Source organism: Mesorhizobium liriopis (assembly GCF_024053505.1).
Classification (GTDB): domain Bacteria; phylum Pseudomonadota; class Alphaproteobacteria; order Rhizobiales; family Rhizobiaceae; genus Mesorhizobium_B; species Mesorhizobium_B liriopis.
The window spans coordinates 21,746-39,135 of sequence record NZ_JAMXQS010000008.1; the positions used below are offsets into that span (position 1 = coordinate 21,746).

Consider the following 17,390-nt stretch of genomic DNA (forward strand, 5'->3'; position numbering starts at 1 on the left):
CGAAAAATATCGCAAAGCCTGCCCGCGAAAGGAACGCGGACCGTGCCTCGCGAATTACTGGCGATGGTGGAAAAGGGCATAGGCATGAACACGCTGATCGTATGCGACGTTTTCGATGCTTACTACGAAGGCCGCAAGGCCCCGTTCCCCGAGAAAGCCGAAACGCGCGATCGTGACGCGAAAATCGACCGCACCGAAGTGCAGGTCGAGCGCGGGGTCCTCGCAGAAAAACAAGACGCCAAGGTCGTACGGCTACGCGACTAGCGCGCCAGATCCGCCACCAGCGCGTCGAGCACGATCATCCCCGAAGGTGTGGCGCGAATGCGCGAATTGCCCACCGGTGCGATCAGCCCTTCCGAAAGGAGGTTGCCGATCTGGCGGTTGGAAAGCGGGCGTCCGGCGAGCTTTTCGTAGCGGTCGAGATCGATGCCCTCCGCCAGTCTGAGCCCCATCAAGAGGAACTCGTCGGCTTCTTCCTCGGAATCGAGCCGCTCGCCATCGACGATGCCGTGGCCTTTTTCTTCGACGAGTGCCGCCCAGGCTTCAGGCAGGCGCTCGGTCATCGTCACGATACGCCGGCCCTTTTCCTTGAACCGACCATGCGCGCCGGGGCCCGCGCCCACATACTCGCCATAGCGCCAGTAAACGAGATTGTGCCGGCTTTCCGCGCCGGGCCGTGCATGGTTGGAGATTTCATAGGCCGGCAACCCGTTGGCCGCCGTGACTTCCTGCGTGACCCGGTAAAGCTCGGCCCCCGTTTCGCCATCGGGCACCGCGAACTTGCCGCGCTGGTGCAGCCCGTAGAAGGCCGTGCCTTCCTCGATGGTCAGCTGGTAGAGCGAGAGGTGATCCGCCGCTAGGCCGATCGCTTCTTCGAGCTCGCGCCCCCATGCCTCCGGCGTCTGGTTCGGCCGCGCATAGATCAGGTCGAACGACATGCGCGGGAATGTTTCCCGTGCGAGCGCTATCGCCCGCTTGGCCTCGTCCACGCCATGCAGGCGGCCCAGGAAACGCAGGTCCGGATCGTTCAGCGCCTGCACGCCCAGCGACACGCGATTGACGCCGGCAAGGCGATAGCCGCGAAACCGGTCCGCATCCACCGATGACGGATTGGCCTCGAGCGTGATTTCCGCGTCCGAGCGCACCGTCCAGAGCCGCGCCACGGTGTCGAGCAGCGCGCCCACCGTTTCGGGCTTCATCAGCGAGGGCGTGCCGCCGCCCAAAAAGATGCTCACCGCCTCGCGCGGGCCGGTTCGCTCGCGCAGGTGCTCGAGCTCGCGCGTGAAGGCGCGCACGAAGCGTTCCTGGTCCACCGGCTTGTGGCGCACATGGCTGTTGAAGTCGCAATACGGGCATTTGGCCGCGCAGAAGGGCCAATGGAGATAGATGCCGAAGCCCGGATCGAGGTTGAGCGTCATCAGAGCCCTAGGCGCGCTTTCCCGAATTTCTGGAATGCCCGCGCCCGGTGCGACAGCGGCTCGGAGCCGTCCGCCTTCAGCCCGTGCTTCTCCTGGCTTTCCATCTCGCCGAAGGTGCGCGCGTGCCCGTCAGGCAGGAACACCGGGTCATAGCCGAACCCGCGCTCGCCCTTTGGCGGCCACACCAGCGTGCCCTCGACCTCGCCGCGATAATATTCCGCCGTGCCGTCCGGGAAAGCCAGGCACAGCACCGAAACGAAGCGTCCCTTGCGCTGCGCGGGCGCCGTCGCACCCTTCGCCTGCATCGCATCTTCCGCGCGCTGCATGGCCTTGCCGAAGTCGCGCTTGCCGTCGCTTTGCGTCGCCCAGTCCGCCGTATAAACGCCGGGCTCGCCGTCGAGCGCGTCGATGCAGAGGCCCGAATCGTCCGACAAGGCCGGGAGCCCGGTGGCCTTGGCCGCCGCTTCCGCCTTGATGAACGCGTTCTCCTCGAAGGTCGTGCCGGTTTCCTCGGGCTCGGGCAGCCCATATTCGCCGGCCGAGCGTGCCGAAAAGCCGAACGGCGCCATCAACTCGGCAAACTCCTTGCGCTTGCCCTCATTGTGCGTCGCGACCACGATGGTCTTCGCGGAAAGATCGGCTGTCATTCCATGCTCCAGATGCGTGGCTCGGCGAATTCCAGCGAATTGCCCGCCGGATCGCGAAAGTAGATCGAGCGGCCGCCTTGCGGCCACGCGAACGCGGCCTCGACCTTGACCCCTTGCGCGTCCAGCCGCGCAGTCCACGCTTCTATCTCACTGGAGCTTGCGCGAAAGCAGAGATGCCCCGGGCCCCGGGCGCCATGCGGCGGCACCGGCAGCTTGGCGTCGGGTGCCGGCGGCACCACCGTGGCGTTCGGGTTGAACACCAGCACCACGCCTTGGCCGCAGCGAAAGAACACGTGCCGCCCCTCGACACGCGCGATCTCTTCGAGCCCCAGCACCTCGCCATAGAACCACGTCGCCGCGTCGAGATCGGTGGCGTAAAGCGCCGCTTCGAGAATGCCTGCGGGCGTCATCGCCTTGCCCTCAGGCCACCGCCAGCTGCTGCAAGGAAACGATGCGCGAGATCCCTTTTCGCGCCAGTCCCAGAAGCTGCCCGAACTCGGCCTCCGAGAACGGCTCGTGCTCGGCCGTGCCCTGGATTTCCACGATCCCGCCTTTGCCCGTCATCACGAAATTCGCATCCGTGCCGGCCGCCGAATCTTCCGGATAGTCGAGGTCGAGCACCGGCGCGCCCTCATGGATGCCGCAGGACACGGCGGCCACATGGTCCTTCAGGACCTTGTCGACCGAAATCATCGAGCGCGCTTCCATCCAGCGCAAGCAATCGTGCAGGGCGACCCAGCCGCCCGAAATGGCGGCGGTGCGCGTGCCGCCATCGGCCTGCAGCACGTCGCAGTCCACCGTGATCTGCACTTCGCCCAGAGCCGGCAGATCCACCACCGCGCGAAGCGAGCGCCCGATCAGCCGCTGGATTTCGAGCGTCCGCCCGCCCTGCTTGCCGGACGACGCCTCGCGCCGCATGCGGTCATGCGTGGAGCGCGGCAGCATGCCGTATTCGGCCGTCACCCATCCCTTGCCGCCATTCCTGAGCCAGGCCGGCACGCGCTCCTCGAGGCTCGCGGTGCACAGCACATGCGTGTCCCCGAACTTCACGAGGCACGAGCCCTCGGCATGGCGCGAGACGTTTCGCTCGAACGAAACCGCGCGCATTTCATCGGGCTGGCGTTTGGATGGTCGCATGAAAATAAACCGGATAGCGGAGAATCGGCGCGGTTTAGCGGGTCGGGGCAGGGGAGGCAAGGAAGAGCGGAAGCTCGCGGATCAGCCAACGGGAAGCGTTGCGCGAACGGGCGAGGGCGCCGATCGGCGTGCGGTCAGGCATCGCGTGCAACCCTTCCCTGCGGTCGAGGAAAGTGAGAGAAGAGGGCTCCATTGGAGTTCGCTTCCATGAACCTCGCCGGCTATCTCGCTTATTGCGGTGCGCTGGGGCTGGCCGCGGCCATTCCCGGACCCGGCATCACGGCCTTGGTTGCCCGCACGCTCGGGTCCGGCTTCCGCTCGGCGCTGGCCATGAGCCTCGGTCTGGTGCTGGGCGATCTCACTTACCTCACCGCCGTGGTGCTGGGGCTGGCGCTGGTGGCGCAGAGTTTCGGGACGGTGTTTCTTCTCGTCAAATGGCTCGGCGTCCTCTACCTCGCCTGGCTCGGCTGGTGCTTCTGGCGCACCGGCATCACCCCGGAGCGCATCGAGGCGATGCGCTCGCGGGACGGATTGTTCGCCAGCGCCTTGTCAGGCCTCGTGCTCACCCTTGGCAATCCGAAGACCATGGTGTTCTACCTCGCGATCCTGCCGACCGTGATCGATCTGCATGCCATCACCGTGCCCGACTATCTCGTGCTTGCGAGCCTGACGGTCGCGGTTCTGCTGGTCGTTCTCGTGCCCTATCTGCTCCTCGCCGCCCGTGCCCGCTGGCTGCTTCAGATGCCGCGCGCGCTGAAGCTTCTCAACCGCACGGCGGCGACCTTCATGGTGGGGGCTGCGGCGGCGATTGCCGCGCGTTCCTGATTTTCGGTGGCCTTCAACAGCGTCCGCATTCTCCCAAACGCCCGAAAAGAGGAAAAACCTTCCGGTCCTCCACCGCGTCTCGCGTCATCCCCGCTCGAATTTTTTCGCCGCTCGCTCTATCTTGGCGCTCTGATCCGAGGAAAGAAACGGGAGCGAAGCGATGAATCAGGCTTTTGTGCCGGCCAATGACACCAAGAAAGCTCCGGGCCGGGGGCGCGTTTATGATTCCATCACGCAGACCATCGGCGACACGCCGCTCGTGCGCATCGACAAGTTCGCGCGCGAGAAGGGCGTAAAGGCGAACCTTCTCGCCAAGCTCGAATTCTTCAACCCCATCGCCAGCGTCAAGGACCGTATCGGCGTCGCCATGCTGGAAGCGCTCGAGCGCGACGGACGCATCAAGCCGGGCGAAACCACGCTGATCGAGCCGACCTCCGGCAATACCGGCATCGCGCTGGCCTTCGCGGCCGCCGCCAAGGGCTACAAGCTGATCCTCACCATGCCCGAAACGATGTCGGTCGAGCGCCGCAAGATGCTGGCGCTGCTCGGCGCGGAACTGGTGCTGACCGAAGGACCTAAGGGCATGAAGGGCGCCATCGCCAAGGCGGACGAGCTGGCCGCGACCATTCCCAACGCGGTCATTCCGCAGCAGTTCGAGAACCCGGCCAATCCGGAAATCCACCGTCAGACCACCGCGGAAGAAATCTGGAACGACACCAACGGCGCCATCGACATCTTCATCGCGGGCATCGGCACGGGCGGCACGATCACCGGGGTGGGTCAGGTGATCAAGGGTCGGAAGCCCGACCTCCATGTGGTGGCGGTCGAGCCCGAGGCCTCGCCGGTTCTGTCCGGCGGCCAGCCGGGCCCGCACAAGATTCAGGGCATCGGTGCCGGCTTCGCGCCCAAGGTGCTCGATACGGGCATTTATGACGAGATCATCACCGTGTCGAACGACGAGTCGGTCGCCAATTCACGGCTGCTCGCCCGCCTCGAAGGCATTCCGGTGGGCATTTCCTCGGGCGCAGCACTTCAGGCCGCCGTGGAAGTGGGTTCGCGGCCCGAGAACGAGGGCAAGAACATCGTGATCATCATCCCGTCCTTCGCGGAACGGTACCTGTCGACGATCCTGTTCGAGGGACTGGGCGCCTGACGCCACTTTCAGCCGGCTTCTTCAAATATGACGCGCGGGGCCGAAAGCCTCGCGCGTTTTCGTTCTGCCGACCGTATGAAGAGGGCGGAAGCGCTCAGCGCACGTTGAAGGTGGTCAGCGGCGTGCCGCCCATCGGCGAGCGGCGGGCACAGGCCGGGCCGGGGCCACGCATGTAATGGCGCTCCGGGCGATATGTGGGGGCTATGAACTCGCGAACCGATGCCGCGATGCTCGCGACCTTTCTGAAAACACGCATGACCTTCGTTTCCATTGCTTTCGGCCCCCACCGCCAGCAAGCCGTTGTTAACCGCAAACCGGTGAATGGAATGTGAATCCGGTCACTGTTCGCGCCACCTTTCTGCGCCTCCAAGCGTGTCCGCATTGTGTCGCTGCGTAAGCACGAAGTATCCGTCAGGCCGCGAATTCCGAAACGTGTCTTTCGGGCAACGGGCCTTTTGGGGAAAGCGGTTCCTCGGCGGAACCTGGGTCTGGGGCAAGCGTTGGGGAGCCGAGCCGGGCGGGGTCGCCCCGTTCGCACCCCGATAACCGACTGTCTCGACGCCTGCCCGAACAGGCGCGGCCAGCCAAGGAGGAATGTCATGGGCCTTTTCTCGAAGGACATCAAAACGCTGGACGATCTCTTCGTCCACCAGTTGCAGGACATCTATTACGCCGAGAACCAGATCAAGAAGGCGCTGCCTGACATGATCAAGAAGGCCTCGGCACCCGATCTCAAGGCCGGCTTCGACAAGCATCTCAAGGAAACCGAGACGCAGATCCAGCGCCTCGAACAGGTGTTCGAGATGCATGACCAGAAGGTCAAGGCCGTCACCTGCCCGGCCATCGACGGCATCATCAAGGAAGCCAACGAGGTGGCCGGCGAAGTAGCCGATCCGAAGGTGCTCGACGCGGCGCTCATCGCGGCCGCCCAGGCCGTCGAGCATTACGAGATCACCCGCTACGGCACGCTGATCGCCTGGGCCAAGCAGCTCGGCCGCGACGACTGCGCTGCGGTGCTCGCACAGAACCTCGCCGAGGAAGAAGCGACCGACAAGAAGCTGACGCAGATCGCCGAAGGCGGCGTGAACCTGCAGGCCGCCGAGTAAGCATTCGCTCCAGTCGAACTGCGAAAGGGGCCGGTCTCAGCCGGCCTCTTTTTCTATGGGGGGTGGGGAGGATATGTCTCGCGACGTAATGTTCGCCGAAAGGCACCGCCCAGGGCTCCGTTACCCAACTTCTCGGCCGCCAAGCTCAGCCCGCCGCTTCGATCCGTGCCGCCTTGGCCTGCCAGCGCGCCGCGGTCTGCGGCTTGATGAACAGGCCCGAAATCTGGGGCATCTCCTCGCGTAGCCGCTTTTCGATGCGTTCCACGCAAGCCTCGACCTCACCGATGCTCGCCGCGTCCTCGAACTCGACGGAAAGGGCCGCCACGATCTGGTTCGGCCCGAGATGAACGGTGACGACCCCGTTGGCCTGCTGCACGGCCGGGTCGGCCTGCGCGATGGCCAGCACGCGGTCCTGCACCTCCGGTGCTGCCGCTTCGCCCATCAGGAGCCCCTTGGCCTCGCGCGCCAAAAACACGGCGGTGGCCGCGAGCAGCAGGCCGATGCCGAGCGAGGCTACGCCGTCGAGTTCCGGTATCTCCAGCACCTGCGCCAGCGTGATGCCGACGAGTGCGATCAGAAGCCCGATCAGAGCGGCGGAGTCTTCGAAGAGCACGGTGTAAACCGTCGGATCCTTGCTCTGCCGCACTGCCTGCCACCAGCCGAGCGCCCCCTTGGCGTGGCGGAACTCCTTGAGCGCGATCAGCCACGACCCGCCCTCGAACAGAATCGAAAGCCCCAGCACCACATAGTTCACGATGGGGTTCTCGATCGGCTCGGGATCGAGAATATGGACCACGCCTTCATAGAACGACACGCCCGCGCCCAGCGCGAAGATCAGGAGCGCCACCACGAAGGACCAGAAATAAAGCTCGCGCCCATGCCCGAACGGATGCGTCCGGTCCGCAGGCCGCGCCGCGCGCTTCATGCCGTAGAGAAGCAGAAAGCCGTTTCCTGTATCGACCAGGCTGTGAATGCCTTCCGACAGCATGGCCGAGGAGCCGGTGAAGAAGGCGGCGACGAACTTGGTCGCGGCGATCAGGAAATTGCCGACGAGCGCGGCATAGATGACGGTCTTCGAACCCGATTGAGATGCCATGCCGTCTGCCTTCCGTGAGACGGCTTAGATGGCGCGGCGGGAGGCGAGGGAAAGAGGCTCAGGCCGCCCTGGGCCTGCGGCGGGCATGGCGTTCGGCGCGTTTCAGGAGCCAGTCGAGGATGTTTCGGGAAACGACCTCGCCGGTCTCGGCATCCTTGAGCGTGCCGATGCGGTCCACGCGGAAGCCGCGATAGGTGCCGGTCTCCTCGTCCACCCCGCCCAACAGCAGCTTGGCCGGTCCCACCTTCACTTCGAGCGCATGCACATGGCGCAGGCTCGGGCGGCCCGCGACGTCGAGATAGGCGAACTCGAAATGCCCTTCGAAGGGCAGAACGCGCCAGTTGCCCTCGTCGCGCGGGGCGTCCTCGATAGCCTTGTTTGAATGGGTTTCCATGGGCCTGATATGGGGATCAAGCCCTTGTTTTGCAACGCTTCCGGCTAGCGCAGCAGCCGCGAGATCGCCTGTGCCGTGTAGTCCACCATGGGCACGATCCGCGCATAGTTCAGCCGCGTCGGACCGATCACCCCGAGCGCGCCCACCACGCGCGATTTCTCGTCCCGGTAGGGCGCCACCACGAGGCTCGAACCCGACAGCGAGAACAGCTTGTTCTCCGAGCCGATGAAGATGCGCACGCCCGAGCCTTCCTCGGCGAAGTCGAGCAGCTGCAAAAGCCCGTCCTGCGTTTCCAGATCCTCGAAGAGGTGCTTGAGGAGATCGAGGTCCGCACCCGCCGACATGCCTTCGAGCAGGTTCGCGCGCCCCCGCACGATCAGCCGCGAGGGCTGGCCGCCATCCGAGCCGGCCCACACGGCCAGCCCCTGCTCGACCATGGTTTCGGCGAGGCTGTCGAGGGCTGCCTGTGTTTCCTTGCGGATGCGCGAGATTTCCGTCCGCGCTTCCACCAGCGTGCGCCCGCGAATATGCGCGTTCAGGAAATTCGACGCCTCCTGCAATTGCGAGGCGGTGATGCCGAGCGGCAGCTCGATCACGCGGTTCTCGACGTCGCCGTTCTGGGCGACCAGGATCGCCAGGCCCCGCGTCGGCTCGAGCTGGATGAACTCGATATGCTTGAGCGCGGTTTCGGCCTTGGCGGCCAGCACCAGCCCGGCACCGCGCGACATGCCCGACAGCATCTGGCTGGCCTCGGTCAGCATATGCTCCACCGTGCCGCCCGTGCCCCGCGCACCCAGCTGGCTTTCGATCTGGATGCGCTCGTCGTCCGACAGGCTGCCCATCTCCATGAAGGCGTCCACGAAGAAGCGCAGGCCTTTCTGGGTCGGCAGCCGCCCGGCCGAAATATGCGGCGCATAGATCAGCCCGAGATGCTCCAGATCGCTCATCACATTGCGCACGGTCGCGGGCGAAAGCGAAGCGGGAAGCATCCGCGCGAGGTTGCGCGAGCCGAGCGGTTCGCCATCGGAAAGAAACGAGTCGACGATCAGCCGGAAGATGTCGCGCGTGCGCCTGTCCAGCGCGCGCAGGTCCGGTTCGTGGTGGAGCGGCTTGTTCATGGCCGGTTCGAGCTTCCTTGGTCCTCTTCTGGAATATTTCTTGCAAGACACGGCTGCAACCACACGATTGATCACACCTCGTTTTCTTCACACACGAACAGCGCCTCTCATGCCCGACCTCGCCGCCCCGATCACTATCCGCACGCTTTCGCCCGAAAAGGTGCGAGAAAGGATCCCCGAACTCTCGGCGGTCCTCCTCGACTGCGTCCATGGCGGCGCGTCCGTGTCCTTCATGGCCCCGATGGCGCCCGAAACCGCTGACCGCTTCTGGCAGGGCGTGGCCACCCGCGCGGCAAATGGCGATGCGGTCGTCCTCGTCGCCGAGCAGGAGGGCCGGATCGTCGGCACCGCCCAACTCGTCACAGGCCTGCCCGAGAACCAGCCCCACCGCGCCGATGTCGCCAAGGTGCTGGTTCACCGCGGCGCCCGCAACCGGGGCGTGGCGCAGGGGCTGATGGAGGCGGTCGAAGCCGAAGCGCGCCGGCTCGACCGCACGCTGCTCGTGCTCGACACCGTGCCCGACACGCCCGCTTATCGCCTCTACACCCGTCTCGGCTGGCAGGAAGTCGGCCGCGTGCCGGGCTTCGCGCTCTGGCCCGACGGCCGCCCCTGCGACACCGCCTTCTTCTTCAAGACGCTGCGATGACCCGCCCGCACTGACTTACCCGCAGTGACTTGATTGTGCGTCGGCGCTTTGCCTGAAGCCCTTGCCAGAACGGGCACGCCGCTTCAGATATCGCGCCGAACCCGCGTGCGAGACCGAATTTCTGCCGATGCCTTCGAATCCACGCGCCGCCCTTAGCGGCCGCGCGTCCCAGCCTCACTCATGACCGAGCCCCGCGATCCTCTGGCATTCCTGGCCGGCGGCGGCGAGGCCGCGCGCATGATCCGCGAGCGCGACTGGACCGGCCATCCGCTTGGGGCCCCCGAAACCTGGCCCGAAGCGTTCCGCTCGGCCCTCAGCCTGATCCTCAATTCCCCTGAATCGATGATCCTCGCCTGGGGCCAGCCCGACCTCTACTTCTTCTTCAACGAGACCTATTTCCCGCTTCTCGGCCCCCGCCTGTCCTGGGCCATGGGCGAGCGTTTCGACAAGGTCTGGGCGGATGCCTGGGCACAGGCCAAGCCGATCATCGACGACGCTTTCGCGGGCCGCTCCAAGCGCTTCATCGACCTGCCCTGGAAGCTCGACACCGATCGCGGCTCGCGCGACACCTGGTGGACCTTCTCCTATTCGCGCGTGCTCGACGCGCAAGGGGCCATCGCCGGCCTCTTCATCTTCACCAACGAGACCACGCGCGAGGTGCTCGGCAATGCGGCCCTGCGCCGAAGCGAGGAGCGCTTCCGCGCCATCACCAACGCGACCGCCGACGCCATTTACCGGATGAATGCCGACTGGACCGAGATGCAGGCGCTCGACGGGCGCGGCATCCTGGAAAGCCAGGACGCCCCGATGGTGCGGTGGCGCGAGGCCTATCTGCTGCGCGAGGATCTGCCACTGGTCCAGGCCGCCATCGACGAGGCCGTGCGGACCAAGGGCCTGTTCCAGCTCGAACACCGCGTGCGCCAGGCCGACGGCACGATCGGCTGGACGCTCTCGCGCGCCATCCCCATTCTCGATGACGAAGGCACGATCACCGAATGGTTCGGCACGGCGAGCGACGTGTCGGAGCGCCACCGCTCGGACGCGCATATGCGGCTGATGATCAACGAGCTGAACCACCGGGTGAAGAACAATCTCGCCATCGTCCAGGCCATCGGCGCGCAGACCATGCGCAGCACCGACGACATGCGCGACGCGCGCACCCGCTTCACCTCCCGCGTGGTGGCGCTCGCGCGCACCAACGACCTGATCACCGGCGAGCGTGGCGTCAGCGCCTCGCTTCAGGAAGTGGTGCGGCTCGCACTCGCGCCCCACAATGCCGAGGCCGACCGGCTGGAGATTTCCGGCCCCGAAATGGTGCCGTCCTCCAAGCTCGCGCTCGCTTTGTCCCTGGCACTCCACGAACTCGCCACCAACGCCACCAAATACGGCGCATGGTCGAACGAGACGGGCATCGTGTCCGTCTCGTGGAAAGTGGCAGAGGACACACATGGCGACCCGCTCTTCCGCCTCGGCTGGCAGGAGCGCAACGGCCCGCCTGTTTCCGCCCCCGACCGCCGCGGCTTCGGCTCCCGCCTCATCGAACGCGTGCTCGCCGCCGAAGTCGACGGCACCGTCCAGATGGCCTTCCACCCCCAAGGCCTCCACTGCACCATCGAAGGCGCCCTGAACGAACATCGAGAATTCGCCGGGCCGGTGGGGAAGTAGGGGGAGGCTCAGGGCGATTCTAAGCATCGCCCTGAGCCAACCACTCCAGCCCTCCCGTCACCCCACAAGCCCTGCCGCGAAGTCGCGATAGGAATGCAGAGGCCGGCCGAGGATATTCTCCAAGCGCTCACGGTCGCCGTCTTGCGGGATCATGCCGTCGCTCACATAGCGCTCGGCCATCAGGCGCATCTCGTAGGCCGTCCATTTGGGCATGAAGCTTGCCATATTCGCTTCGAACCCGCTCGGATCATCGCCGCCGTAAACCACGGTCTGCCCGAGCAACTCCGTCCAGATCGCGGCGACATCACTACCCGTCAGCGTGTCGGGGCCGACAAGGTTGATGGTCTCGATCGGAAGCTTGCCCGGCGCCTGCTCGCGGCGGATCAGTTCGATCGCGGCGACCTCGGCGATGTCGCGGGCATCGACCATGGCCACGCCCTTGGAGCCGATCGGCATCGGGTAGACATGGTGGTTCGCGATCACGTCCTTCACCATCACCTCATTGTCGATGAAGTAGGTCGGCCTCAGGATCGTCGCGCTGAAGCCCATGGCCTCCAGCATCCGCTCGGCTCCGAACTTGACTGCGAAATGCGGCACGTTCACCGCGAGGTCGGCTTCGAAGACCGAAAGATAGACGACCCGATCAACGCCTGCCTCGCGGGCGATGTTCAGCGTGATGATGGCCTGGGCGAATTCGTCGCCCGTCACCGCATTGAGCAGAAACAGCGTCGAGACCCCGGAGAATGCCGCGCGCAGCGCATCGATGTCGAGCAGATCGCCTTTCGCGACTTCGACGCCCTCTCCGAAGCCGGCTTTTTCCGGGTCGCGGGTCAAAACGCGCACGCTCGCGCCCCGCTCGAGCAGTTGCTCGACGACGTTGCGGCCGACGCGGCCTGTGGCTCCGGTCACGAGAATGGTCATGGGTCTTGCTCCTTGCTGGGCCAGTGGGGGATCGCCCTGTCTGGCGGTTGAGCCGTTTTGGCTGAGACCCAAACTAGTGATCCAATAGTGAGCCGATAGATGCTATATCGGAACGCTTCGTCTCACAGGTGGAACGCATGGATTTGCTCGCGCTTGCGGATTTCAACCTCGTCGCCCGCCACGAAGGCTTCGGCCGTGCCGCGCGCGCGGCCAACCGCCCCAAGGCCACACTGTCGCGGCGGGTGGCGGAACTGGAAGCGTCTTTGTCCTTGCGTCTTTTCGAACGTGGTGGGCGCATCCTCAAGCTGACCGAAGAGGGTCGCGCCCTCTTCGAGCGAACCGGCACGCTCCTTGCCGAGCTCGATGAAACGGCGGCTGCGATTGCCTCGGGCGGCAAAACCCCGCGCGGTCGCTTGCGCATCAGCGCGCCGCTTCTGTTTTCGCAAACTGCGATGGGCCGGCTCGCCGCCGATTTCGCGGTCAAGCACCCGCAGGTCCGGCTCGAAGTGACCACCGACGACCGTGCCGTCGACATGATCGAGGAGGGCTACGATCTGGTCATTCGCGTGAACCCCGCCCCGGATGAAAGCCTGGTCGGCCGCGCCTTCCTGCGCGACAGGCTCGTCGCGGTGGCAAGCCCCTCGCTTGCGCCGCCGCACGATGACGGCACCCTCGTTCCGGCGGTCGTGCGGGGCTCCGGCAGCGCGAACACGCCTTGGACCATCACGACACCGAACGGCCGCTCGCGCATCGCCATCGATCCGGTTCTTCGCCTTTCTTCGCTCGTCATGGTTCGCGATGCCGTGCGCGCCGGCGTAGGAGCCGCCCTTCTGCCCATCTCCCTCGTCAGTCACGACATCCTGTCCGGCCGGCTGGTTCAATGGGGCGATGTGGACGGATCGGACATCGCGCTCTGGGCCCTTTATCCCTCGCGCCGCCTCCTCAGCACGCGCGTTTCCGCCTTCCTCGACCACCTCAAAAGCGCCTTTCCGCAGGGCACCCCGGACGAACTGGCGGCCTATGTCGGTGATTGAGTGTTCGATGTGCCAGCCTACCATCCGTCAGGGCAGGCGAGCACGCTCAACGATCTGCCTTCGACGGATAAGGCCATTACCAAGCATAAGCGCTCGGGCAGCTGCTGCCCGTTGCAGAGGAACAGACGATTAACGCTCTCGCCGTTCTTCCATTCAAGCGCGGAACTCGCGGCGGCCGAGACCGGCATCAGGCTTCGCACCGAAACCTGACGACCTCACGCCTCGGCGCTGAGAACCGCCCGTCCGCTCGATAAATCGCTCACGAGGCGCGCCAACTCTTCCATCGCGCCGCGCGGAACGGCCAGCGTCCATTGCGCGCCGGTGTCGGTGAAGGTGGGGCTTTGCATCTCTACGCCCGGATGAGCGCCGAGGCGCGCCTGCAAGAGGGCGAGATCGCCGAACAGGCAGGTCACCGTGGCTGGCACCGTGTCGACCAGCGCGGTCTTTTCCGCCCCACGCAGGCACAAGGCCGCGGTGCCGCCATAGGCGCGGACGAGGCCGCCGCTGCCGAGCAGGATACCGCCGAACCAGCGCGACACGACCACCGCGACGCGATCCAGACCCTGTCCGTCGATGGCCTGCAGAATGGGTTTGCCGGCCGTGCCGCTCGGCTCGCCATCGTCGTTGAAGCGATAAGCCTGTCCGATCCGCCACGCCCAGCAATTGTGACCGGCGGTCGCCGCCACATGCTGCGCCACGAATGCCTTTGCGGCCTCCTCGCCATCGACCGGACCCGCGACCGCGATGAAGCGGCTCTTCTTGATCTCCTGATGGGCCTCCGCCGTGGCTGAAAGCGTGTGGAGCGTGCTCACGCAGACTCCGCCAGACCCTCGCCGGCGCGGCGCCGGCTCAGAACGGCGCGCGCCAGGAGCCAGCACAGAACCGCCCAGGCCGAACCCGCGCACCAGCCGGCCAGCACATCGGAAGGCCAGTGCACGCCGAGGTAAAGGCGGCTGATGCCGATCAGCACCGTGAGCACCACGGCCACGCTCATCACATAGGCTTTCAGCATCCGCCCATGCACCACGCGCGCGCAGAGCGCGCCGACGGTGAGATAGGTGACGGCGGCGAGCATCGCGTGCCCGCTCGGGAAAGACAGCGTGAACACTTCCGCCGCGTGCGGCACGAGTTCGGGGCGGGGGCGGTCGATCAGAACCTTCAGCCAGGAATTGAGCAGCTGCCCGCCGACCACCGCGACCAGCAGGAACAGCGCGCCACCGGGCCGGCGCGAGAACAGCATGAACAGCATCGCGATCAGGATCACGGTGATCAGCACCGTGACGCTGCCCAGGCTCGTGAAATCGCGCACCGCCTCATGTACCCAGGCGGGCCCGATCGTCTGCGAGAGATTGGCGGGATCGCGGAACAGGAGCAGGATGCGCTGATCGAACCCATGCGGCTCGGCGGCATGCGCGAATTGCACCAGCGCCACGAACCCCCAGGCGCCGGCCGCCAGAACCATCAGCGCGCAAAGCGTGACGAACTCGACCCGGTATTGCATCATGCCCGCCCCAGAAGCGTTGGCCCGAGCGTGATGATGGCGACGCCGAGCACGGCCAGGAGGATGCCCACGCCTTCGATCAGCCCCACGCGCTCGTGGAAGTAAAGAAACGCCACAGCACTCACCGCCACGAGCTGGAACACCGACGAGATCGAGAACGCCACGCCCATGCCGAACTCGCGGATCAGCCGCAGCATGATCAGGTTGCCGAGCGTGTAAAGCAGCATCGTCACCACGAGCTTCGGCGCGGACGGCGCGAGCGCCCACGACTTCGCGCACGTCGCCGCCGCCAGAAAGACGAGCGTCGAGAAGCCGAGCTGCAACAGACCGGAAAGGCTCAAGGGGAGGGGCTCCGTTTCGCGAGGGCTCCCGCCCTTTGCCGCGCGCACTCCCGCTCCGTCAAGCGAACAGCACAAACGAGAAAGGGGCCGGCGCTTTCCCAGCTGCCGACCCCTTTGCCTTGGCCCCCTGTGCGAGGGCCTGGGTTCAGTTGAATTTACGACGCGCGGCCGTGCGGCGCGGTGAAGTGGCCGCACCAGTCGTCGGAAGCCACCACCGGCCACAGGCCGCGCTGGTTGGCGTCCGGCTGGGAGACCGGCGGGTTGAAGCGGCAAAGGCCGGCATCGTTGACGGCCTGCGCGGACGCGCCGTTGCCGTGGTGATCGTCAAAGAAAACGCAAGCGTTGCAGGCGCTGCCGGCGTCGGAATGGGTTGCAGTCTGCATCTCTTATCTCCTTGTAAAGTCGACCAAAACGTTCTACTTTAGAACTGTTCTAAAGATACCAATCAACGACAAACCGCGCAAGGGGTTCCCCATTTTTCGCCTCACGCTGCGGTGATGTGCGCTCCACGCGCCGCAAACCCTTATCCCCGTTCCCCTTTTGGCTGTGCTCGGTTATAGGCCTCGTCCCATGACCCCGATTTCCCGCATCCGAAACTTCTCCATCGTCGCCCATATCGACCACGGAAAGTCCACGCTCGCCGACCGCCTGATCCAGCTCACCGGCGCGATGGACGCGCGCGAGATGGCGGGCAAGGAACAGGTGCTCGACAACATGGACATCGAGCGCGAGCGCGGCATCACCATCAAGGCCCAGACCGTGCGCCTCCAATACAAGGCGAATGACGGCGAGACCTACACGCTCAACCTCATCGACACGCCCGGCCACGTCGATTTCGCCTATGAGGTCTCGCGCTCGCTTTCGGCCTGCGAAGGCTCGCTGCTGGTGGTCGATGCATCCCAAGGCGTCGAGGCCCAAACCCTCGCCAATGTCTACCAGGCCATCGACAACGACCACGACATCGTCGTCGTCCTCAACAAGGTCGATCTGCCCGCCGCCGAGCCCGAGCGCATCCGCGACCAGATCGAGGAGGTGATCGGCATCGACGCCTCCCAGGCCGTGCTGATCTCCGCCAAGACGGGCTTGGGCATCCCCGACGTGCTCGAAGCCATCGTCACGCAGCTGCCGCCCCCGCGCGAGGGCGATCCCGAAAAGCCGCTGAAAGCGATGCTGGTCGACAGCTGGTACGACGCCTATCTCGGCGTGATCGTGCTCGTGCGCGTCATCGATGGCGTGCTCAAAAAAGGCCAGACCATCCGCATGATGGGCACGAACGCCAGATACCCCGTCGAGCGCACCGGCGTCTTCACGCCCAAGATGCTCAATGTGGACGCGATCGGCCCCGGCGAGTTCGGCTTCATCACAGCAAGCATCAAGGAAGTGGCTGACACCCGCGTGGGCGACACGATCACCGAGGACCGCCGCCCCACACTTTCCCCGCTGCCTGGCTTCAAGCCCGCGCAGCCGGTGGTGTTCTGCGGCCTCTTTCCCGTCGATGCCGCCGATTTCGAGGACCTGCGCGCGGCGGTGGGCAAGCTGCGCCTCAACGATGCGTCGTTTTCGTTCGAGATGGAAACCTCGGCCGCGCTGGGCTTCGGCTTCCGCTGCGGCTTTCTCGGCCTCCTGCATCTCGAGATCATCCAGGAGCGTCTCGAGCGCGAGTTCGACCTCGACCTCATCGCGACCGCGCCTTCCGTCGTTTACCGCCTCAACCTCATCGACGGCTCGCAGAAGGAGCTGCACAACCCCGCCGACATGCCCGACGTGGTCCGCATTTCCTCGATCGAGGAGCCCTGGATCCGCGCCACGATCCTGACGCCCGACGACTATCTCGGCGGCATCCTCAAGCTCTGCCAGGATCGCCGCGGCATCCAGGCCGACCTGTCTTATGTCGGCACCCGCGCGATGCTGGTCTACGACCTGCCGCTCAACGAAGTGGTGTTCGACTTCTATGACCGCCTGAAATCGATCTCCAAGGGCTATGCCTCCTTCGACTACGCGCTCACCGACTATCGCGAGGGCGATCTCGTGAAGATGTCGCTGCTCGTCAACGAGGAGCCGGTGGACGCGCTCTCCATGCTGGTCCACCGCACGGCCGCCGAAAAGCGCGGCCGCGCCATGTGCGAGAAGCTCAAGGAGCTGATCCCCCAGCACATGTTCAAGATCCCGATCCAGGCGGCCATCGGCGGCAAGGTGATCGCGCGCGAAACCATCTCGGCGCTGCGCAAGGACGTCACCGCCAAGTGCTACGGCGGCGACGTCACCCGCAAGCGCAAGCTTCTGGAAAAGCAGAAGGAAGGCAAAAAGCGCATGCGCCAGTTCGGCAAGGTGGATATCCCCCAGGCGGCGTTCATCGAAGCGCTGAAGATGGGGGATTAACGAGGTCGT

The 17,390-nt window shown here is 65.4% G+C and carries 21 protein-coding genes; 8 read left to right on the forward strand and 13 right to left on the reverse strand.

What is annotated here, in order from left to right; translation table 11 throughout:
* Positions 1-42: 42 nt before the first annotated feature.
* The gene (locus tag NGM99_RS16435) at positions 43-264 is read left to right on the forward strand and encodes a hypothetical protein (protein ID WP_252820895.1); all 222 of its coding nucleotides are present in this window, start codon (positions 43-45) and stop codon (positions 262-264) included.
* Here the strand turns inward: NGM99_RS16435 and hemW are convergent.
* The 4 genes from hemW to rph are packed head-to-tail and all read right to left on the reverse strand — an operon-like array spanning position 261 to position 3,202.
* Complete coding sequence (gene hemW, locus NGM99_RS16440; RefSeq protein ID WP_252820898.1) at positions 261-1,418, reverse strand: radical SAM family heme chaperone HemW; 1,158 nt, start codon at positions 1,416-1,418, stop codon at positions 261-263. The two genes, NGM99_RS16435 and hemW, sit on opposite strands and share 4 nt — an antisense overlap.
* Entirely contained in the window at positions 1,418-2,065 is a 648-nt protein-coding gene (gene rdgB / locus NGM99_RS16445; protein ID WP_252820899.1) for an RdgB/HAM1 family non-canonical purine NTP pyrophosphatase, read from the reverse strand. Before rdgB ends, hemW begins: the two co-directional genes overlap by 1 nt.
* Entirely contained in the window at positions 2,062-2,475 is a 414-nt protein-coding gene (locus tag NGM99_RS16450) for a VOC family protein (RefSeq protein ID WP_252820901.1), read from the reverse strand. Before NGM99_RS16450 ends, rdgB begins: the two co-directional genes overlap by 4 nt.
* 10 nt (positions 2,476-2,485) lie before the next feature.
* Positions 2,486-3,202, reverse strand: a complete 717-nt coding sequence (gene rph / locus NGM99_RS16455) for a ribonuclease PH (protein WP_252820903.1) — start codon at positions 3,200-3,202, stop codon at positions 2,486-2,488.
* Between the two features lie 207 nt (positions 3,203-3,409).
* Between rph and NGM99_RS16460 the strand changes: the two genes are divergently transcribed.
* On the forward strand, positions 3,410-4,027 hold the full coding sequence (locus NGM99_RS16460; protein WP_252820906.1) for a LysE family translocator: 618 nt from the start codon (positions 3,410-3,412) through the stop codon (positions 4,025-4,027).
* Between the two features lie 160 nt (positions 4,028-4,187).
* Positions 4,188-5,180 (forward strand): cysteine synthase A, encoded by a 993-nt coding sequence (gene cysK / locus NGM99_RS16465; protein WP_252820907.1) that lies wholly within the window; start codon positions 4,188-4,190, stop codon positions 5,178-5,180.
* 94 nt (positions 5,181-5,274) lie between these two features.
* Here cysK and NGM99_RS16470 read toward each other — a convergent pair whose 3' ends face one another.
* Complete coding sequence (locus tag NGM99_RS16470; RefSeq protein ID WP_252820909.1) at positions 5,275-5,436, reverse strand: hypothetical protein; 162 nt, start codon at positions 5,434-5,436, stop codon at positions 5,275-5,277.
* 343 nt (positions 5,437-5,779) lie between these two features.
* Here NGM99_RS16470 and NGM99_RS16475 point away from each other — a divergent pair, with 343 nt between their 5' ends.
* On the forward strand, positions 5,780-6,286 hold the full coding sequence (locus tag NGM99_RS16475; protein WP_252820911.1) for a YciE/YciF ferroxidase family protein: 507 nt from the start codon (positions 5,780-5,782) through the stop codon (positions 6,284-6,286).
* 145 nt (positions 6,287-6,431) lie between these two features.
* Here the strand turns inward: NGM99_RS16475 and NGM99_RS16480 are convergent, their stop codons facing one another.
* The 3 genes from NGM99_RS16480 to hrcA are packed head-to-tail and all read right to left on the reverse strand — an operon-like array spanning position 6,432 to position 8,894.
* Positions 6,432-7,382 (reverse strand): cation diffusion facilitator family transporter, encoded by a 951-nt coding sequence (locus NGM99_RS16480; protein WP_252820913.1) that lies wholly within the window; start codon positions 7,380-7,382, stop codon positions 6,432-6,434.
* Positions 7,383-7,440: 58 nt separating this feature from the next.
* Positions 7,441-7,776 (reverse strand): hypothetical protein, encoded by a 336-nt coding sequence (locus NGM99_RS16485; protein ID WP_252820915.1) that lies wholly within the window; start codon positions 7,774-7,776, stop codon positions 7,441-7,443.
* 44 nt (positions 7,777-7,820) lie between these two features.
* Positions 7,821-8,894 (reverse strand): heat-inducible transcriptional repressor HrcA, encoded by a 1,074-nt coding sequence (gene hrcA / locus NGM99_RS16490; RefSeq protein ID WP_252820917.1) that lies wholly within the window; start codon positions 8,892-8,894, stop codon positions 7,821-7,823.
* A gap of 109 nt (positions 8,895-9,003) precedes the next feature.
* Between hrcA and NGM99_RS16495 the strand changes: the two genes are divergently transcribed.
* Positions 9,004-9,540 (forward strand): GNAT family N-acetyltransferase, encoded by a 537-nt coding sequence (locus NGM99_RS16495; protein WP_252820919.1) that lies wholly within the window; start codon positions 9,004-9,006, stop codon positions 9,538-9,540.
* Between the two features lie 180 nt (positions 9,541-9,720).
* Entirely contained in the window at positions 9,721-11,205 is a 1,485-nt protein-coding gene (locus NGM99_RS16500) for an HWE histidine kinase domain-containing protein (RefSeq protein WP_252820921.1), read from the forward strand.
* 57 nt (positions 11,206-11,262) lie between these two features.
* Here the strand turns inward: NGM99_RS16500 and NGM99_RS16505 are convergent, their stop codons facing one another.
* A complete protein-coding gene (locus NGM99_RS16505; protein WP_252820923.1) occupies positions 11,263-12,126 on the reverse strand; it encodes an SDR family oxidoreductase in 864 nt (287 codons plus the stop codon).
* Between the two features lie 137 nt (positions 12,127-12,263).
* On the opposite strand from NGM99_RS16505, the gene NGM99_RS16510 reads away from it, so the two are divergent.
* On the forward strand, positions 12,264-13,160 hold the full coding sequence (locus NGM99_RS16510; RefSeq protein WP_252820925.1) for a LysR family transcriptional regulator: 897 nt from the start codon (positions 12,264-12,266) through the stop codon (positions 13,158-13,160).
* A gap of 215 nt (positions 13,161-13,375) precedes the next feature.
* Here the strand turns inward: NGM99_RS16510 and NGM99_RS16515 are convergent, their stop codons facing one another.
* The 4 genes from NGM99_RS16515 to NGM99_RS16530 all read right to left on the reverse strand — a co-directional run bounded on the left by NGM99_RS16515 (position 13,376) and on the right by NGM99_RS16530 (position 15,385).
* The gene (locus tag NGM99_RS16515) at positions 13,376-13,972 is read right to left on the reverse strand and encodes an IMPACT family protein (RefSeq protein WP_252820927.1); all 597 of its coding nucleotides are present in this window, start codon (positions 13,970-13,972) and stop codon (positions 13,376-13,378) included.
* Positions 13,969-14,664, reverse strand: coding sequence for a phosphatase PAP2 family protein (locus NGM99_RS16520; RefSeq protein ID WP_252820929.1), 696 nt, complete (start codon positions 14,662-14,664; stop codon positions 13,969-13,971). Before NGM99_RS16520 ends, NGM99_RS16515 begins: the two co-directional genes overlap by 4 nt.
* Positions 14,661-15,002 (reverse strand): hypothetical protein, encoded by a 342-nt coding sequence (locus NGM99_RS16525; RefSeq protein ID WP_252820933.1) that lies wholly within the window; start codon positions 15,000-15,002, stop codon positions 14,661-14,663. Before NGM99_RS16525 ends, NGM99_RS16520 begins: the two co-directional genes overlap by 4 nt.
* A 155-nt stretch (positions 15,003-15,157) precedes the next feature.
* Entirely contained in the window at positions 15,158-15,385 is a 228-nt protein-coding gene (locus NGM99_RS16530; protein WP_252820935.1) for a hypothetical protein, read from the reverse strand.
* Positions 15,386-15,572: 187 nt separating this feature from the next.
* On the opposite strand from NGM99_RS16530, the gene lepA reads away from it, so the two are divergent.
* Positions 15,573-17,381: a translation elongation factor 4 gene (gene lepA, locus NGM99_RS16535; RefSeq protein WP_252820937.1), complete on the forward strand. Its 1,809-nt coding sequence runs from the start codon at positions 15,573-15,575 to the stop codon at positions 17,379-17,381.
* The last annotated feature ends 9 nt before the right edge of the window (positions 17,382-17,390 follow it).

What these genes read in the sequence shown, in the direction of transcription:
- NGM99_RS16520 (WP_252820929.1), bottom strand. Translation starts at nt 14,664, where the DNA reads ATGATGCAATACCGGGTCGAGTTCGTCACGCTTTGCGCGCTGATGGTT.
- NGM99_RS16475 (WP_252820911.1), top strand. Translation starts at nt 5,780, where the DNA reads ATGGGCCTTTTCTCGAAGGACATCAAAACGCTGGACGATCTCTTCGTC.
- NGM99_RS16500 (WP_252820921.1), top strand. Translation starts at nt 9,721, where the DNA reads ATGACCGAGCCCCGCGATCCTCTGGCATTCCTGGCCGGCGGCGGCGAG.
- lepA (WP_252820937.1), top strand. Translation starts at nt 15,573, where the DNA reads ATGACCCCGATTTCCCGCATCCGAAACTTCTCCATCGTCGCCCATATC.
- rdgB (WP_252820899.1), bottom strand. Translation starts at nt 2,065, where the DNA reads ATGACAGCCGATCTTTCCGCGAAGACCATCGTGGTCGCGACGCACAAT.
- NGM99_RS16495 (WP_252820919.1), top strand. Translation starts at nt 9,004, where the DNA reads ATGCCCGACCTCGCCGCCCCGATCACTATCCGCACGCTTTCGCCCGAA.
- hemW (WP_252820898.1), bottom strand. Translation starts at nt 1,418, where the DNA reads ATGACGCTCAACCTCGATCCGGGCTTCGGCATCTATCTCCATTGGCCC.
- NGM99_RS16450 (WP_252820901.1), bottom strand. Translation starts at nt 2,475, where the DNA reads ATGACGCCCGCAGGCATTCTCGAAGCGGCGCTTTACGCCACCGATCTC.
- NGM99_RS16480 (WP_252820913.1), bottom strand. Translation starts at nt 7,382, where the DNA reads ATGGCATCTCAATCGGGTTCGAAGACCGTCATCTATGCCGCGCTCGTC.
- NGM99_RS16510 (WP_252820925.1), top strand. Translation starts at nt 12,264, where the DNA reads ATGGATTTGCTCGCGCTTGCGGATTTCAACCTCGTCGCCCGCCACGAA.
- NGM99_RS16505 (WP_252820923.1), bottom strand. Translation starts at nt 12,126, where the DNA reads ATGACCATTCTCGTGACCGGAGCCACAGGCCGCGTCGGCCGCAACGTC.
- NGM99_RS16470 (WP_252820909.1), bottom strand. Translation starts at nt 5,436, where the DNA reads ATGCGTGTTTTCAGAAAGGTCGCGAGCATCGCGGCATCGGTTCGCGAG.
- cysK (WP_252820907.1), top strand. Translation starts at nt 4,188, where the DNA reads ATGAATCAGGCTTTTGTGCCGGCCAATGACACCAAGAAAGCTCCGGGC.
- NGM99_RS16460 (WP_252820906.1), top strand. Translation starts at nt 3,410, where the DNA reads ATGAACCTCGCCGGCTATCTCGCTTATTGCGGTGCGCTGGGGCTGGCC.
- hrcA (WP_252820917.1), bottom strand. Translation starts at nt 8,894, where the DNA reads ATGAACAAGCCGCTCCACCACGAACCGGACCTGCGCGCGCTGGACAGG.
- NGM99_RS16530 (WP_252820935.1), bottom strand. Translation starts at nt 15,385, where the DNA reads ATGCAGACTGCAACCCATTCCGACGCCGGCAGCGCCTGCAACGCTTGC.
- rph (WP_252820903.1), bottom strand. Translation starts at nt 3,202, where the DNA reads ATGCGACCATCCAAACGCCAGCCCGATGAAATGCGCGCGGTTTCGTTC.
- NGM99_RS16485 (WP_252820915.1), bottom strand. Translation starts at nt 7,776, where the DNA reads ATGGAAACCCATTCAAACAAGGCTATCGAGGACGCCCCGCGCGACGAG.